The sequence below is a fragment of the Mycobacterium sp. NGS39 genome, assembly GCF_059812765.1.
The window spans coordinates 147631-164658 of the sequence record NZ_JCALDH010000006.1 but is presented as its reverse complement, the minus strand read 5'-3'; the positions used below and the strand labels follow the sequence as shown (position 1 = coordinate 164658).

The following is a 17028-nucleotide window of genomic DNA, read 5'->3' as shown; positions in this document are numbered from 1 at the left end:
TGAGCAGGTTCCAATGGTTGCCGCTGCGATGGCGGCGGCGGCGACTAGAACTCGAAACATGCCCTCCCCCTGTACAAGCGGGCATCAATCTACTAAGTGGAAAGCATAGCGAGAGGGCACCGCGAATTGGGACTTTTGCCGATAATCTGCGCCAGCCGCACCGCGTCAAAGGTTCGCTCAGACGGCTCGCCGGGCGCGGCCGGACCGTCCCGGACCTATGGCTCAAACGGCAGGCTTACTGCAGTGTGTCCGGACACAGATTGTGTTGGAATGTCACAAGCTGGTGCTTCCATGCATAGATTTGGCCAATGCCAGATGCGTCTGCGGCGGTGTCCGGTGACGCTCCGCTGCGCAGTTGCATGCAAATGGTGTGTAGCCAGCCTGGATGTATCAGGCCGGGACGGCTAGCCCGAGTATGGACACGCCGTCGGCTTGAAGCTCAGCGATGAAGCCATCACTGTCCGAGTGTGCGGAACCGAAACGAATAGGAAGAAGACGCCGGATGCCATAGTGCATTTCGAACGCCTCATGGTGGCGGTGGTCATATAGCTGACAAGCCTCTCATACGAACATCTCCCCGGCACTGTCGCTGTCATCCCCACCGGCCTCAGTGTGCGAGCCGTGGTGGCGACGGTCGCCCTCCCAGTCGCAGCCGCCGCCACCCGCGGACGACATGTCGGGGTCTTCCGTCACTTGGCCTCGGTGGAACGGCGCAACCGCTTGGGGGGTGGCGGGCCGGGTTGGAGGAGGGGAAAATTGCGCCGACGCGACCTGATCGATCCCGGCCTCCGGATATTGCAGCGGAATCCAATCCCAGCCAAATTAAGGCGTCGAGGTCTGCGTGGCCGGGGGGTAGCGGTCAATGTGGACGTTCTGAATCTCGTTCCCTATGACGTTCACGGCAATGAGGACAAAGAGGACGATGCCGAGGCAAGTACCTACCGCGATTGCTGCTACCAGTACTGCCCACCGAAACGAAGCTCTGACCAGGTCGATCAGTCCTTCGAATACTTCCGCTGGTTTCACCTGTTGCTGCGCCATGTTGTCATGTTCGACACAAAATGTTCTTGAAACACCAGAACGAATCAATCTCCCCGCAACCTAGGCACCTAGGCCGCGATTTGACCGCCGTGGCAATCACCCGGTCGATGGTGAGCTCGGGTTTGAGCACGCCTTCCGCGACGATCGCGGGCTGCCGGAAATGCTTGTGTGCTTTATGTATGCGAGCGCTGGCGAATTCCGCTTGAAAAGTTTGCAGCCGGAACAGATAGACGGACTCCATGTTGCGGCCCAAGCACTGTAAGGAACAGCTGACTCGCCAGCAGCGAGTCGGCGGTGTTGAATGCTCGTGCCTCGATTCGGCGGCTCTCGCCCCGGTGAGCTCGGCGTGCACAGATCGCAGCTGCTCGGGGTCGAAGGGCATCGACGCAGCCGTGTTCACTCGGGTAGGGATGTGCCGGGTCTCCAAGTTGTTGTTGTCTGCCGCCATCACGCGACATGCGCGGCAGACGCTGCATCACACGGTTGTCTTCGCCTGAGCCGGCATCTTCCCGCACGTCCCAATGTGTGAATCGAAATCCGCGAGCGTTTCCTCGGTCGCGTCGATCTCTTCGTCAAGCTGGGCAGCGCGTCGAGGCGGCGTCAAGCTGCGCAGCGCGTCGAAGCGGCGCGGAAATGGGCGAGCGTTTTCAGCTGCTCGTCCCTGATGCCGCGCGTTCCCAGGCGCTTGGCGATGCGGGTCATCGCAGCCTTGACCTCTTAGCGTCGCTTATGCGGGCGGCCAAGACGGTGCTGTTGTTCTTCGCGAATGCGCTATAAGTCGATGGCGAATACATCGGCGTGTTTTCGAAAGGAAGTGGCTATTTGTCTCGTAGGAGGCGGTCGACGTACTTCGCAATGACGTCGACTTCCAGATTGACCTCGCCGCCGACCGCGACGCCTCCGAGCGTGGTCTGCGACAGCGTCGTCGGGATCAGCGATACTTCGAACCAGTCCTGACCTGCATCGTTACCCAACCCGGAGACCGTGAGGCTGACGCCGTCGACGGCGATCGACCCTTTCTCCACGACATAGCGGGCAAGCTGGGCGGGCAGCGCGATCCGCACCACTTCCCAGTGCTGGGAAGGAGTGCGCGAAATCACACGGCCGGTGCCGTCGACGTGGCCCTGGACGATGTGACCGCCCAGCCGCTTGTCCACGGTGACAGCCCGCTCGAGGTTCACCTCGGGGCGTTCGCCCACGTGCCGCAAAGTCGATCGGTTCAGGGTCTCGGCCATCACGTCGGTGGTGAACTCGCCGCCGGGCAACACCTGCACCACCGTCAGGCACACGCCGTTGACCGCGATCGAGTCGCCCGGCGAGGCGTCGCTGGTGACGACGGGACCGTGGATTCTGAGCCGGACAGCGTCCGAGAGCTCCGACTTCTCGACGACGCGCCCGACCTCTTCGACGATGCCGGTGAACACCAGCACAGGCTAGTGCGCAAACTCGAGTTGTCTGCGCCACCCTCTACGATGCAAGTCATGCCGTTCGGACGTCGAAGTATCGCAGCCCTGCTCGCCACCGTGGCCGTCACAACCTCACTTGTGGCGGGGTGCTCGAAGGACAAGGACGAAAACTCCGGCGCCCCGTTGCCGGACGCCACCACGCTGCTCAAGCAGTCCGCGCAGACCACCCGCGATCTGAAGAGCGCCCACCTGGAGATCGTGGTCACCGGCAAGATCAAGGGATTGCCCATCAAGTCGCTCAGTGGTGACCTGACCAACTCGCCGGCCGTCGCAGCAAAGGGCAAGACCCGTCTCGTGGTGGCCGACAGCGAGGCCGAGGCCGACTTCGTCGTGTTCGACGGCACGCTCTACGCCGCACTGGACCCGGGCCAATGGAACGATTTCGGCGCCGCCGCGAACACCTACGACGTGTCGTTGATCCTCAATCCGGAAACCGGGCTGGCGAACATCCTGTCGAACTTCAGCGACGCCAAGGCCGAGGGCCGCGAGACGATCAACGGGGTCCAGACCGTCAAGGTGACCGGCAAGGTCAGCCCGGACGCCGTCGACAAGCTCGCGCCGAAGGTCTCGTCGGAGCCGGTGCCGGGCACCGCGTGGATCCGCGAAGACGGCAACCATGACCTGGTCCAGGCGAAGCTGGAGCTGAGCCAGGGCAACAGCATCCAGATGACACTGTCCAAGTGGAACGAGCCGGTCACGGTCGAGAAGCCGCCGGTGTGATGAGCGCCGAAACCCCGAACGCCGAAGTCCCAGACCCGACCACGAACACCTCCACCGCTGCGCCGCGGACCGGACCCCACCGCGCGGTCGCCATCAGTGCGGGCAGCCTCGCGGTGCTGCTCGGCGCGCTCGACACCTACGTCGTCGTCACGATCATGCGCGACATCATGGGCGACGTCGGCATCGGCGTGAACGAGGTGCAGCGGGTCACCCCGATCATCACCTGGTACCTGCTCGGCTACATCGCAGCCATGCCGCTGCTGGGCCGGGCGTCCGACCGGTTCGGGCGCAAGCTGCTGCTGCAGCTCAGCCTGGTCGCCTTCGCGGCCGGATCCGTGGTCACCGCCATGTCCAGCGACCTGACGATGTTGGTGATCGGCCGGGTCATCCAGGGCACGGCCAGCGGTGCGCTGCTGCCGGTCACTTTCGCGCTCGCCGCCGACCTGTGGGCCCAGCGCAGCCGCGCGGCGGTGCTGGGCGGGATCGGCGCCGCGCAGGAACTGGGCAGCGTGCTCGGGCCGCTCTACGGCATCTTCATCGTCTGGCTGCTGAACAGCTGGCGCGACGTGTTCTGGATCAACGTGCCGCTCGTCGCGATCGCGATGGTGCTCATCCACTTCAACCTGCCCTCGCACGAACGCTCCGACGGACCGCCCGAACGTGTCGACGTCGTCGGCGGCGTGCTGCTGGCCATCGCGCTGGGCCTGGCCGTCCTTGGTCTCTACAACCCGCGACCGGACGGCAAGCAGGTGCTGCCCGACTGGGGTCTTCCGGTGCTGTGCGCGGCGCTGGTAGCGGCTCTGGCGTTCGCGATTTGGGAGCGGTTCGCCCGCACCCGGTTGATCGAGCCCGCCGGCGTACAGTTCCGGCCGTTCTTGTTCGCACTCGGCGCCTCGGCATGCGCGGGGGCGGCGTTGATGGTGACGCTGGTGGACGTCGAGCTGTTCGGCCAGGGCGTGCTGTTCATGAGCCAGAACGAGGCCGCCATGCTGCTGCTGCGGTTTTTGATCGCGCTGCCCATCGGCGCGCTGCTGGGCGGGTGGTTGGCCACCCGAATCGGCGACCGGGTGATCGCGTTCGCCGGGCTGCTGATCGCTGCGGGGGCGTACTGGCTGATCTCGTTCTGGAACGTCGACGTGTTGACCAAGCGCCACGACCTCGGGCTGTTCACATTGCCGACGTTCGACACCGACTTGGCGCTGGCTGGTTTGGGCCTTGGCTTGGTCATCGGACCGCTTACCTCGGCGGCGCTGCGCGTGGTGCCGCCGGCCCAGCACGGCATCGCGTCGTCCGCGGTGGTGGTGACCCGGATGATCGGCATGCTGGTGGGTGTCGCAGCGCTGTCGGCGTGGGGGCTTTACCGATTCCAGCAGATCCTGCAAACCAAGCCGCGGTCGCACAGCCGCAACGCGCTGGACGTCGCCAACCAGATCGCCACCAACTACCGGGAGTCCTACGCCCAGGAGTACGGCGAAATCTTCACGGTCACCGCGATCGTCTGTGTGGTCGGCGCGGTGCTCGGGTTGTTCATCGCGGGTCGGGCCGCCCACCCCGACGACGGCGCAGCACCCGCGGAGCATGCCGAACCGCTCGCTTCTCGGCACTGAACCCGCAACATGGGGCATTTGCCTCATGTTGCTGCCGCTGAACCGGAGGAAGCTTCCTGACGTGTACTAAGCGAACCAGGAGGCTCACGTGACCGACTCTGCGAAAACCACCCGCTCCCGCAGCGCGGGAATTCTCGCCCTCACCTACGGCGTCGCGGCATACGTTCTGTTCGTCGTCGTGTTCGTCTACGCGATCGCGTTCGTCGCCGACGCGGGATTCGTGCCCAAGACCATCAACCGTGGCGGACTCGGCGACGGCAGCCTGACCGCGACGGCCGTGCTCGTCGACGCCGCACTGCTGATGCTGTTCGCGGTTCAGCACAGCGGCATGGCCCGCGCCGGCTTCAAGCGGTGGATCACCCGCTTTGTGCCGCCCTCACTCGAGCGGTCGACGTACGTGTGGATGTCCAGCGTGTGCCTTGCAGCGCTGATCGTGTTCTGGTGGCCGATCACCCCGACGCTGTGGGACGTCACCACGCAGCCGTGGCGGGGCATCTTGATCGCAGCGGGTTTGTCGGGCTGGGTGATCGCCTTCACCAGCACCTTCTTGATCAACCACTTCGACCTGTTCGGTCTGCGGCAGGTGTTCATGCGGCTGAAGAACCGGCAACCGCAGCCGTATTCGTTTGTGACACCGGCCTTTTACCGCGTGATCCGCCACCCGTTGTACCTCGGGTTCCTGATCGCATTTTGGGTGACTCCGACGATGACGCTGGGCCACCTCATCTTCGCCATCGCCACCACCGGCTACATCCTGGTGGCCATCCAGTTCGAGGAGCGCGACCTGGTCCGCACGTTCGGCGAGCAGTACGCCGACTACCGCACACGGGTGCCGATGCTCATCCCCGGCCTGCGGCACGGGTGACCGCTTCGATCTGCCGCTGATTGCCGCTGATTGCCTCTACCCGTCATGGGTATCCGATCGTGGAAAAACTTTCGACGACGGGAGGCACATCATGAGTCTTGACGGTAAGAAGGTCGCATTTCTGGTGGCGCCCGAAGGCGTCGAGCAAGTCGAGCTCACGGAGCCGTGGAAGGCAGTCAAAGAAGCCGGCGGCACCCCGGAGCTGGTGTCCACCGAAGTCGGCAAAGTGCAGGCGTTCAACCACCTCGACAAAGCCGACACGTTCGACGCCGAGAAGGCCGCCGCTGACGTCAGCGCCGACGACTACGCCGGTCTGGTGCTACCGGGCGGAGTGGCCAATCCGGACTTCCTGCGCATGAATTCCGCCGCGGTCGAATTCGTCAAAAGCTTCTTCGACGCGGGCAAGCCGGTGGCCGTGATCTGCCACGGCCCGTGGACATTGGTGGAGGCGGACGTCGTGCGGGGCCGGACCATCACCTCTTGGCCGAGCCTGCAGACCGACATCCGCAACGCCGGCGGCAACTGGGTGGACGAGGAAGTGGTGGTTGACGACCGCCGCGGCAACACACTGATCTCCAGCCGCAAACCCGATGACCTGCCTGCGTTCTGCTCGAAATTGGTGGAGGCGTTTTCCCAATAGCAGCGGCGGTGGGTAACGTCGCCACCATGCCGAGGATGGGCGGGGCGACGCCGTGTTGACGGCGGCGCTGCGCGACCTGCAATGGCGCAAGCGACGATTCGTCATCGCGATCGTGGGAACCGGATTGGTGTTCGCGATGACGCTCGTTCTCACCGGACTTGCCAACGGATTTCGGGTCGAGGCGTCCCGCACCGTCGACTCCCTAGGGCTCGACGGCTACCTGATCAAGTCGGGCGCGGCGGGGCCGTTCATCGGTTCGTCGCCGTTTCCGCCGGCGGAATTGCAGCGCGCGGCGCGACTTCCGGGTGTCACGCTGGCGGTGCCGATGGTGTATGGCAGCACGACCGTCGCGGCCGACCGCAGCCCCCGCAACGTCAACGTGTTCGGCGGTGTTCGGCGCGCCGCAGGGCGGCCCCGGGATGCCGGCGGTCTCGGCAGGCCGGACGCCCGCGACGCCCGGTGAGATCGCGGTGTCGTCGACCATGGGTCGAGGTGTGGGCCGGGATCTCGAAATCGGCTCGCGCACAATGCGAATCGTGGGACTGGTCGACGATTCGACGGTGCTGGCAGGCCAGGCCAACGTGTTCCTGACCGTGCAGGGCGCCCAGCAGTTGCTGTTCTCCGGACAGCCGCTGATCTCGTCGATCGGCATCCGCGGCAACGGGATACGGCCGCCCGACGGCTACCGCGTCGTCGACCGCGCCGGAGCCATCGACGATCTGGTACGGCCGCTAAGCGGTGCACGGCGGGCGATGACGCTGATGGCCGGGTTGCTGTGGGTGGTGGCGGCCATGATCGTCGGCTCGATGATCTACGTGTCGGTGCTCGAGCGGATCCGCGACTTCGCGGTGTTCAAGGCCGTCGGAGTGGCGACAAGGTCGATCATCGCGGGGCTCGCGCTGCAGGCGGTGGTGGTCGCGGTGCTGGCGGCACTGCTCGGTGGCGTGCCGTCCGTGCTGCTCGGGCCATTGTTTCCGATGCGAGTGGACATTCCGATCGCGGCGTTCGTGCTGCTGCCGGCGATCGCGGTGGTGATCGGCCTGCTGGCGAGCGTTGCAGGATTGCGGCGCGCCGTGACCGTCGACCCTGCGCTGGCATTCGGGGGGCCGTAACCCATGGCGGATCTGCGGATCAAGGACCTGGTCGTCGAGTACGCCAGCGGCGAATATGCGGTGCGCCCGATCGACGGGCTGAACCTCGAGGTGAGTGCCGGCTCGTTGGCGATTCTGCTGGGGCCCAGCGGCTGCGGGAAGACGACGCTGCTGTCATGCCTCGGCGGCATCCTGAAACCGGCCGCGGGCCGGATCGAGTTCGGCGACATCGACTTGACCAAGATCGACCGGCGCAGGCTGGCCGAGTACCGGCGTAACACCGTGGGCATCGTGTTCCAGGCGTTCAATCTGGTGCCGAGCCTGACCGCGCTGGAAAACGTGATGGTCCCGATGCGCGCAGCCGGCATGTCCCGGCACGCCGCCCGCCAGCGGGCCGAGGAACTGCTCACCCGCGTGGGGCTGTCCGAGCGGATGCGCCACCGGCCCGGCGACATGTCCGGCGGCCAGCAGCAGCGGGTCGCGGTGGCGCGGGCGATCGCGTTGGACCCGCCGCTGCTGCTGGCCGACGAGCCGACCGCCCATCTGGACTTCATCCAGGTGGAGGAGGTGCTGCGGCTGCTGCGGGAATTGGCGTCCGGCGATCGCGTCGTCGTGGTGGCCACCCACGACACCCGCATTCTGCCGCTGGCGGACCAGGTGGTGGAGCTGGTTCCGCACATGCCCCATTCGAACCATGCGCCGCAGACGGTGAAGCTCGAGCCGGGTGACGTGCTGTTCGAGCAGGGCACGATGGGTGACTGCATCTACGTGGTGTCACAGGGCGAGGTCGGAATCCTCCGCGAATTGGCTAGTGGCGGTGAGGAAGTGCTGAAGGTCGCCGGGCCGGGCGACTACTTCGGCGAAATGGGCCCGCTGTTCGGGCTGCCCCGCTCGGCGACGGTCCGCGCCCGCAGTGACGCAGCCGTCATCGGCTACACCGTGCAGCAGTTCCGGGAACGCTTGGGCTCCAACGGCATTCGCGAGATCATCGAGCACAAAGAGCTCGACGATTAGCCGGCGTTACCCCGGCACCAGACTCAGCAGCAGATCAGGGCCGATCCGTTCGACGCCGTCGAACTTCCACCGCAGCGCCTTACCGATGGTCGACACTCCGACGTCGTCGACCACGGTGACCGGCCCACCCAGCAGGATCGGCGCTACGTAGGCAAGGATTCGGTCGACCAGTCCCGCCCGCAGGAACGCCCCGGCCAGCGTCGGGCCGCCTTCCAGGATCACGTCGGTGCGGTCCGCCAGCGCCTTGATCACTTCCCCAGGATCACGCGTACGGATCAGCATCGTCCGCGAGTCGTCGTTGAGAACCCTAGCCTCAGGCGATATTTCGCGTTCGCCTACCACGACGCGCAGCGGCTGGCGGGCGGCCAGGCTGCCGTCGGGCAGCCTGGCCGTGAGCGCCGGGTCGTCGGCGATCACCGTGCCGGTCCCCACCACGATTGCGTCGGCCACCGCGCGGCGGCGATGCACGTCGGCTCGCGCCGCCTCGCTGGTGATCCACTGGCTGGTTCCGTCGGCAGCCGCGCTGCGCCCGTCGACACTGCCCGCGAATTTCCATGTGACATGCGGTGTTCCAGTGCGCTGCTTGTGCAGCCACTCCCGCAGCGTGCCGCGCGCGATCTCGTCGGCGAGAACGCCGCCGACCACTTCGACACCGCTGTCGCGCAGCCGCGCCCCTCCCCCGGCTGCCAGCGGGTTCGGGTCGGCCACGGCGTACACCACCGTCGAAATACCAGCGGCCACAAGCGTATCCACACACGGCGGAGTGCGACCGTGGTGATTGCACGGCTCGAGCGTCACCACGGCGGTGCCGCCCTTCGCGAGCTGACCGGCCCTGCGCAGCGCCACCACCTCAGCGTGCGGACCGCCGGTGGGCTCGGTTCCGCCGACTCCGACCACCTCGCCGCCGGCGTCCAGGATCACCGCACCGACAGGCGGATTCGGGTACGTCGCACCCTTCACCGACGCGGCGTGCTCGATCGCCAGCCGCATCGCGTCGTCGTAAGCCGTCACAGCCTCAGGTGCTGCGACGCGTTGGCAGCCTGGCGGCGTAACGCTTCCACAGCGGCGGCGGGATCGTCGGCGCCGTACACCGCCGAGCCGGCGACAAAGCAGTCGACTCCGGCCAGCGCCGCCTCCTCGATCGTGTCCTCGTTGATGCCGCCGTCTATTTCGACCAGGATGGTCAGCTCTCCGGAGTCGACGAGCCGGCGCGCGGTGCCCACCTTGGCCAGCACCTCGGGAATGAACTGCTGGCCACCGAATCCCGGCTCCACGGACATGATCAGCAGCGTGTCGAACTCGCGAAGGATTTCCAGGTACGGCTCCAGCGGGGTGCCGGGCTTGACGGACAGTCCGGCCTTTGCCCCGGCGGCGCGGATGTCGCGCGCCACGGCGACGGGATTGTCGGTGGCCTCCGCATGGAACGTGACGTTGTAGGCGCCGGCCTCGGCGTACGGCGGAGCCCAGCGTTCGGGGTTCTCGATCATCAGGTGGCAGTCCATCGGGATGTCGGTGACCGCCAGCAGGCTTTCGACGACCGGCAGACCGATGGTCAGGTTGGGCACGAAGTGGTTGTCCATCACGTCCACGTGCAGCCAGTCGGCGCCGGCGACAGCCGCGGCCTCGTCGGCGAGGCGGGCGAAGTCGGCGGCGAGGATCGACGGCGCGATCAGCGGTGCGGCCATGGCCTCAGCCTAATTTGCGCAGTGCAGCGGCGAACATCGCGTCGGTGCCGTGCCGGTGTGGCCACAGCTGCACATGTGGCCCGTCGCCCAGCCGGTCGGCCGGCTCGAATAACGGCCGGCTGTCCAGCGCCGTCACCGGGTGGCGGCGGAGCGCGTGGGCGACGACGCCGACGGTCTCGGCCAGGTGCGGCGAGCAGGTGGCGTAGAGCACCACGCCGCCGGGGCGGGTCAGCTCGATTGCCGAGGCCAACAGATCGCGCTGCAGCTTGGCCAGCTGCGGTACGTCGCCGGGGCCGCGTCGCCACCGGGCTTCGGGCCGCCGCCGCAATGCGCCCAGCCCGGTGCACGGCGCGTCGACGAGTACGCGGTCGAAGCCCGTTGCCAATCCGGTGTTTCGGCCGTCGACACGCAGCACGTCGACGTCGAGGCCGCGAGTGTTCTGTTCGACCAGATCGGCCCGGCGCGGCGCGGGTTCCACCGCGGTGACCCGGGCACCGGATGGCGCGCCGAGGGCCGCCAGCAGCGCCGTCTTGCCGCCGGGTCCTGCGCACAAATCCAGCCAGCGCCCGCCGTCGTCGCCGTCGAGTTCCGCGAGCGCAAGCGCCCGCGCCACCAGCTGGCTGCCTTCGTCCTGCACCAGCGACTGGCCCTCGCGCACCGGTCGCAGCCGACCGGGATCCCCGCCGCTCAGGTACACCGCATACGGCGAGTAGCGGCCGACCGTGCCGCCCACCGCGTCGGCGAGCGCGGCGGCGGTGATGACACCGGGACGCGCCGCCAGGTGCACCGCCGGTCGGGCGTTGTCGCTGGCCAGCAGTGCGTCGAGTTCGCCGGCGTCGCGGCCCAGCGCGTCGGCGAAGGCCTGAGCGATCCAGCGCGGGTGAGCGTGCACGAACGCGATGTGCCCGACCGGGTCGGTAGTGGCGTCCGGAGCCAGCTCGGCCACCCATGTCTGCTCGTCCTTGGCGGCGATGGTGCGCAGCACCGCGTTGACGAAACCCGCTCTGGCCGAATCGAATTCGACGCCCGCCTGCTCGACGGTGGTGGACACCGCGGCGTGGGTGTCGACGCGCGTGTGCAGTAGTTGGTACGCGCCGAGCCGCAGCAGGTCGAGGAGGACGGGGTCGATACGCTCGGGCGGCCGGTCGGCGGCCGCGGCGATGACCGCGTCCAGCAGACCCCGCATGCGGCACGCGCCGTAGGCCAGCTCGGTGGCGAAAGCGGCGTCGCGGCCGGTGATGCCGCGTTCATTCAGAAGCGCGGGCAGCGCGAGGTTCGCGTACGCGTCGCGCTCGGACACCGCCCGCAGAACGTCGAATGCGGCGCGGCGAGCCGGATCCAGCGGTTTGCGGCGCGGCGTCGATGTGCGGGCCCGGCGCGGCGGTTTACGGCGTGGCGCGGTCATGATGCGCGCGCCGAGTCGGGCAGGCGTGCGCCGCGGGCCCAGTCGGCCGCGGGCATCGGCTTCTTGCCGGGCGGCTGCACCTGGCCGAGCAGTACCGGCACCGAGCCGGTGCCGACGCGCACGCCGTGGCGGCTCACCTGCAGCTGTCCCGGTTGCAGCGGATCGGCCTGCTCGTCCACGGTGACCGGGCCGATCTTCAGCCGGATGTCCGCGACGACGGTCCACGCGCCCGGGTTCGGCGTGACCGCGCGTATTTTGCGCTCGACGGCCTGTGCGGGCAGTTCCCACCGCACGCGGGCGTCCTCGACGGTCACCTTGGGGGCGATGCTGACCCCGTCCGAAGGTTGCGGCACGGCGACCAGCGTGCCGTCGGCGATGCCGTCCAGGGTCGACTCCAGCAGCGCCGCTCCGGATACCGAAAGGCGTTGCAGCAGTTCGCCTGCGGTGTCATCAGGCTTGATGGCTTCGGTGACCACGCCGTACACCGGCCCGCTGTCCAGCTCGCGCACGATGCGGAACGTCGTCGCACCGGTCACGGTGTCACCGGCGGCGATCGCGGCCTGCACGGGCGCCGCACCCCGCCACGCCGGCAGCAGCGAGAAATGCAGATTCACCCAGCCGTGCGGGGGGATCGCCAGCAGCGCGTCGCCGAGCAGCGCACCGTACGCCACCACCGGGCAGCAGTCGGGCGCCAATGCGGCCAGCTCTTCGACGAATTCGTCGGAGTTCGGGCGCCGCGGCGTGAGCACCGGGATGCCCTGGTCGCGGGCCAGCCGCGCCACCGGCGATGGGGTGGGCTTGCCGCGCCGGCCGGAGACCGCGTCGGGTCGGGTCAGCACGGCCACCACGTCGTGGCGCGGCGACGCGATCAGCCGACGCAGCGAGGGCAAGGCGGCTTCCGGGGTGCCGGCGAAGACCAGTCGCACTACTGTGAATCCTTCTCTTCGCGCAAGCGGCTCATCGCGAACCCTTCCCTTCGCGCAAGCGGCTCATCGCGCACCGTTCTCTTCGCGCAAGCGGCTCATCGCGGCACCTGGTAGTACTCGCGTTCGCGCACCCCGGCCGCGCCCGCGACGAACATCCAGGGGATCGTGGTCACCAGCCTGTTGTTGGTGGCGACCGCGTCGTTGTAGTACTGACGGGCGAATGCCAGCTTGTCCTCTGTGTCGGCCAGATTCCGTTGCAGATCAAGGAAATTCGCCGACGAATTGAGGTTCGGGTACTTCTGACCCAGCGCGAGCACCTGGCCGACCGCGGAATCCAGCTGCTGCTCGGCCGCGCTGCGCTGTGCTACCGACTTACCGGTGGTGGCACTGGTCAGCGCCGCCTGTGCGGCGGTCACGTTGTCCAGGATCGCGCGCTCGTGGGCCGCGAACGATTGGACGGTATGCACCAGGCTCGGTATCAGCGACGCCCGGCGGGTCAATTGGACGTCGATGCCCCCGAGTGCCTCGTCCACCCGGACGTCGGCGCCGCGAACCTTGTTGTAGCCGACCACGAACACGATCAGCACCGCGACGGCGAGCACCACCAGCAGGATCAGCAACCAGGTCACCAGGAACCGCCTCCTCCTCCACCACCGCCGAAGCCGCCGCCGCCACTGAAACCGCCACTGCTGCTCGACGAAGACGACGACGACTGCGACGCGGAGTACGCGCCGATCGACGACGACAACGTCGACTCGAAGCTGTCGAAATCCGGGCCGCTGGAGCTACCGACCGCGCCGTACACCCACGGCGTGCTGCTGTGATACCAATCCGGTTGCGGCGCAGGCATTCCCGTGGCCGCTTCATACTTCTTCGCCCACAGCGCCGCCGCGCCGGCCGCCACCGCGAACGGGACATAGGCGCTGTACAGATCCCTGCGTGCGCCGAAGTCGAAGCGCGCCTCCGCGGAGTCGGTGGTCAGCACCCGGTGGAATACGCCGATCCGAGACCACAATTCGCGGCCGGCGGCGGTGCGTCGAGTGCCGACGCCGTCGGCCCAGGACCGAGCTGTGGCCAGGAAGAACACCGCGAACGGCAGTCCCCACAGCGTGATGGTGAAGCCCCAGGTGATGAACCCGCACACCGCGAAGACCGCGGAGAGCAGGTTGGCGAAGCGCACCCACTGCTCGGATTTCTTGGTGACGATCAGGCCTTCGCTCGTGGCCCACTTCTTGACGGCTTCGGCCATGTCAGTCTTGGCCGCCGACAACCGCTTTCCGGACGTCGCGGTCTTCTTGGCTTCGAACTCCTCGCCTGCGTCGTCGACTTTCAGGGCTTGCCCCACCGCGCGGCTGACCGGATCGACCGACGCCCATGCGCTCTTTGCGGCGAGGCCGCGGACCGTCCAGTGCCTGTCGCCACGCTGGGTCAGTGACACCAGACCACGCTCGGCCAGATAGAAGAGCGTGGCGGTCAGCCCATTGCGCGGCACCGCTTCGGTGCGGATGTATTCACACTGCACGGGCCCGAGGCCGGGCGGGGGCGCGTACTGCAGTGGAAAGCCGGGCTCGCGCTCGACCGTGGTGCGCCACCACGCATACCCGAGCGCCCCGGCAGCCACCGAGAGGCCGAGGATCGCCAGCACCTTGGTGACCGACCGCCCCAGCATCCGGTCGAAGCGCCACGACCACGGCAGTTCGTCGCGCGGCGGGGTGGCGATGTCGACGCCGGCGCGCACGGTTACCGGAGTGTGCGGCGCCATGTTGTACATCGTCATGTCGATGCGGTTCCCGCCGAGAACCGGGGCGGGGCAAGGGTCGCCCCTGCCGAAGCCCATCGAGCACTGGACGCCTGTCACCGCGGCCGGCAGCGTCACCGACACATCGGCACGGCGGATCGAGTTGTTCCAGCTCTTCACCAGAAACCAATAGAAAACCGAAAGGGCATCAGAAGTTTCGCTTGTTGCGCGCGTCGATGACGCGAACTCGAGGTGGTCTCCGACCTGTGATGGCGCGAGACCGTTCGGGACGACGGAGCGGATGACGAACTCGTGGGCGCCCGTGGACAAGTACCGGCTGGGTTCGCCGATCTTCGCGGTGAGGAACCGGCGGCTGCTGTCCCACAGCAGCTCATACGGTGCGGGCTGGCCGTCGACGGTCACCTCCGTCACGGTCGGGATCATCCGCACGTGCGGATCATGCGGAGCTGCGACGTCCCAGAACTCGAACAGGCCGTGCTTGCCGCCCGGGAACTGGGCGTTGATGGTCTCGGCGACCTCGACGCGACCGTCGGCCGTGACGACGTAGTGAGCCTGGTAATGGGAGAACCACACCGGATCGGACGTGTTCGCGCCTTGCGACAGCCCCGTGAACACCACCGGCCAGAACAATCCGCTGGCAATGAGCACCAACGAAATTCCCAGCGCAGCGACGCGGCGGCCCCAGCCCATCGGCGCCCCTTCCGTCGCTTGCAGCCTGCGTCCGGAGCTCACCCTATGTGTAGCGGATCGATCTGGACGCGAACCGGCTCGTGATCATGGCGGGCCGAGGTCACCGCGACCGCGCGGCGAAGCACCGCGGCCAGCGCCAAGCCGTCGTCGCGGCTCACCCTGACCAGCATCCGCGTGACGGTGTCGCCGTCCGTCACGCTCGCGGGCCGGCGTGCGCCCACCGGTAGCTCGACCGGCCCGAGCAACTCTGCGCCCGACGGCAATTGGGCTTGTTCGAGCAGCGCGGCGACGCCCTGCGGCGACCCGTCGAGTGCGGCGATGTGCACACTCGGCGGCAGACCCACTTCGGTACGGGCCCGCAATTCGGCGTCAGCGTGGCCGACCGGGTCCCACCTGACGAGCGCCTGCACGGTCGGGATCGCCGAATCGGCGACCACCGCGACCACCCCGCCGTCGCCGCGGCTGCGGACCAGAGCCGCCGCCGCCAGCCAGCGTCGCAGAGCGTCCTCGGCGGCCCGCAGATCCTGCCGGCCCAGTAGCGCCCAGCTGTCCAGCAACAGCGCCGCGCCATATCCGCCGCGGGCCAGGGGCTCGGCACCCGGGGTCGCGACGACGAGTGCGGGGCGTCCGTCGACCTCGCGGACCATGCTGTCTCCGCCCGACGTGACCACCGGCGTGCCGGGAAACGCGCGCCCCAGCTCCTCGGCGGTGCGCCGAGCGCCGACGACCACCGCGCGCACTGCGCCGGCGCCGCAGCGCACACATTTGAGCGTCGTGTCGATCCGGCCGCACCAGCGGCACACCGCACCCGCGGCGTCGGCGCCGGGAAGCGACAGCGGGCCGGTGCAGTGCCGGCACCGGGCGATGGTCCGGCACCGCGAGCAGGCCAGCGCAGGCACGTAGCCGCGCCGCGGCACCTGAACCAGTACCGGCGCGCCGGCTTCCAGCGCTGTGCGCGCGGCCCGCAGGGCGATCGACGGCAGCCGCGCGGTGCGCGCGGCCGGGTCGCGGGCGTCCGCGTAGCCGCTGTCGTCGAGCGCGATCACCCTCGGTGCCTGGGAGCGCACGACCGGCCGGGCGGCCACCAGATCGTGCGCCCAGCCGCTGCACACCAGGGCCTGGGCCTCGGCGGTGCGGGCGTAGCCGCCGATCAGTGCCGCGCAGCGCAGCTGATGTGCCCGCAGCATCGCGACTTCCCGGGCGTGCGGATACGGTGCCCGCGGCTCGGCCAGCGTGTCGTCGCCGTCGTCCCAGACGACCACCAAACCGAGGTCGGCCACCGGGGCGAACACGGCGCTTCGGGTGCCGATCACCACGCGGGCGGCGCCGCGCAGCACGGCCAGCCAGCGGCGGTACCGCTCGGCGGGGCCCAATCCTGCCGACAATGCCACCACCGAGCCGGCGTCGAGCAGCCGGACCGTGTGCGCCCACAGAACGTCGACGTCGCGCTGGTCGGGCAGCACGACCAGCACGCCGCGCCCGACGGCGGCCACCACGGCCGCGGCCTCGGCCAGCCGCGCGGCCCACTGTTCGCCGGGCAGCGCCTGCCAGACCGCACGGGCGGCGCGACCCTCCCCCAACGCTGCCAGAAACCGCTCGCCGCGCTGGTAGGCGGCCCAGCCCGCGACGTCGACCGGCTCGAGCGGAACCGGGATGCGGGGCTGCCGCGCTTCCCGCTCGACGCGCGCATGCCGCGGCGGCACCGCCAGCCGCAGCACGTCGGCGCGAGTGCCGGCATAGCGGGCTGCGACCGCGTCGGCGAGCCGGCGCACCTCCGGCGTCAGCACCGGCTCGGGCGACACGACCGAGTCCAGCCAGCCGAGCTCGCCGACATGGTCGGTGTCGGACCGCCGTTCCAGGACGAACGCGTCGACCAGCCTGCCGTGGAACCGCACCCTGGCCCGTACCCCGGGCTGAGCGTCGTCGGACTGCTCGGCGGCTACCAGGTAGTCGAATTCGCGATCCAGGTGCGGCACCGACAGCATCGGCAGCACCCGCGCGATCGGTTCGTGGACGGCGGCCCGGCGGCTGCCGGCCACTTTTCGGCTCGCTATGCGCAGCCCTTGGCCCGGCGCGGGTCGGCGTGGTCCCAACCGCGGGTCAGCGCAGTGTCGATGTT

Annotated in this window: 13 protein-coding genes and 1 pseudogene; 6 read left to right on the top strand and 8 right to left on the bottom strand. The window is 68.3% G+C overall.

Going from position 1 to position 17028, the window contains the following annotated elements; translation table 11 throughout:
- Positions 1 to 1859: 1859 nt before the first annotated feature.
- A complete protein-coding gene (locus AC5Y39_RS10770) occupies positions 1860 to 2465 on the bottom strand; it encodes a riboflavin synthase (RefSeq protein WP_500017227.1) in 606 nt (201 codons plus the stop codon).
- 48 nt (positions 2466 to 2513) lie between these two features.
- Between AC5Y39_RS10770 and AC5Y39_RS10765 the strand changes: the two genes are divergently transcribed.
- The 6 genes and pseudogenes from AC5Y39_RS10765 to AC5Y39_RS10740 all read left to right on the top strand — a co-directional run bounded on the left by AC5Y39_RS10765 (position 2514) and on the right by AC5Y39_RS10740 (position 8444).
- The gene (locus AC5Y39_RS10765) at positions 2514 to 3227 is read left to right on the top strand and encodes an LppX_LprAFG lipoprotein (protein WP_500017229.1); all 714 of its coding nucleotides are present in this window, start codon (positions 2514 to 2516) and stop codon (positions 3225 to 3227) included.
- On the top strand, positions 3227 to 4834 hold the full coding sequence (locus tag AC5Y39_RS10760) for an MFS transporter (RefSeq protein WP_500017505.1): 1608 nt from the start codon (positions 3227 to 3229) through the stop codon (positions 4832 to 4834). The genes AC5Y39_RS10765 and AC5Y39_RS10760 overlap by 1 nt, the downstream gene beginning before the upstream one ends.
- A gap of 88 nt (positions 4835 to 4922) precedes the next feature.
- On the top strand, positions 4923 to 5699 hold the full coding sequence (gene mddA, locus AC5Y39_RS10755) for a methanethiol S-methyltransferase (RefSeq protein WP_500017230.1): 777 nt from the start codon (positions 4923 to 4925) through the stop codon (positions 5697 to 5699).
- A 91-nt stretch (positions 5700 to 5790) separates the two neighbouring features.
- Positions 5791 to 6339, top strand: coding sequence for a type 1 glutamine amidotransferase domain-containing protein (locus AC5Y39_RS10750; RefSeq protein WP_500017232.1), 549 nt, complete (start codon positions 5791 to 5793; stop codon positions 6337 to 6339).
- A gap of 52 nt (positions 6340 to 6391) precedes the next feature.
- A pseudogene (locus AC5Y39_RS10745) lies at positions 6392 to 7451 on the top strand (ABC transporter permease).
- A 3-nt stretch (positions 7452 to 7454) separates the two neighbouring features.
- Entirely contained in the window at positions 7455 to 8444 is a 990-nt protein-coding gene (locus tag AC5Y39_RS10740; protein WP_500017234.1) for an ABC transporter ATP-binding protein, read from the top strand.
- 6 nt (positions 8445 to 8450) lie between these two features.
- Here the strand turns inward: AC5Y39_RS10740 and ribD are convergent, their stop codons facing one another.
- From ribD to AC5Y39_RS10705, 7 genes are all read right to left on the bottom strand, one after another.
- Positions 8451 to 9434 (bottom strand): bifunctional diaminohydroxyphosphoribosylaminopyrimidine deaminase/5-amino-6-(5-phosphoribosylamino)uracil reductase RibD, encoded by a 984-nt coding sequence (ribD, locus tag AC5Y39_RS10735; protein WP_500017507.1) that lies wholly within the window; start codon positions 9432 to 9434, stop codon positions 8451 to 8453.
- 17 nt (positions 9435 to 9451) lie between these two features.
- Positions 9452 to 10129 carry a ribulose-phosphate 3-epimerase gene (rpe, locus tag AC5Y39_RS10730; protein ID WP_500017236.1) on the bottom strand — a complete coding sequence of 226 codons (678 nt, stop codon included), beginning with the start codon at positions 10127 to 10129 and terminating at the stop codon, positions 9452 to 9454.
- 4 nt (positions 10130 to 10133) lie between these two features.
- The gene (locus AC5Y39_RS10725; RefSeq protein WP_500017238.1) at positions 10134 to 11534 is read right to left on the bottom strand and encodes an RsmB/NOP family class I SAM-dependent RNA methyltransferase; all 1401 of its coding nucleotides are present in this window, start codon (positions 11532 to 11534) and stop codon (positions 10134 to 10136) included.
- The gene (fmt, locus tag AC5Y39_RS10720; protein WP_500017240.1) at positions 11531 to 12460 is read right to left on the bottom strand and encodes a methionyl-tRNA formyltransferase; all 930 of its coding nucleotides are present in this window, start codon (positions 12458 to 12460) and stop codon (positions 11531 to 11533) included. Before fmt ends, AC5Y39_RS10725 begins: the two co-directional genes overlap by 4 nt.
- 95 nt (positions 12461 to 12555) lie before the next feature.
- Entirely contained in the window at positions 12556 to 13092 is a 537-nt protein-coding gene (locus AC5Y39_RS10715; protein WP_500017509.1) for a LemA family protein, read from the bottom strand.
- Positions 13086 to 14909 carry a DUF2207 domain-containing protein gene (locus AC5Y39_RS10710; protein ID WP_500017242.1) on the bottom strand — a complete coding sequence of 608 codons (1824 nt, stop codon included), beginning with the start codon at positions 14907 to 14909 and terminating at the stop codon, positions 13086 to 13088. The genes AC5Y39_RS10715 and AC5Y39_RS10710 overlap by 7 nt, the downstream gene beginning before the upstream one ends.
- 38 nt (positions 14910 to 14947) lie before the next feature.
- A complete protein-coding gene (locus AC5Y39_RS10705) occupies positions 14948 to 16894 on the bottom strand; it encodes a primosomal protein N' (protein WP_500017511.1) in 1947 nt (648 codons plus the stop codon).
- Between the last annotated feature and the right edge of the window lie 134 nt (positions 16895 to 17028).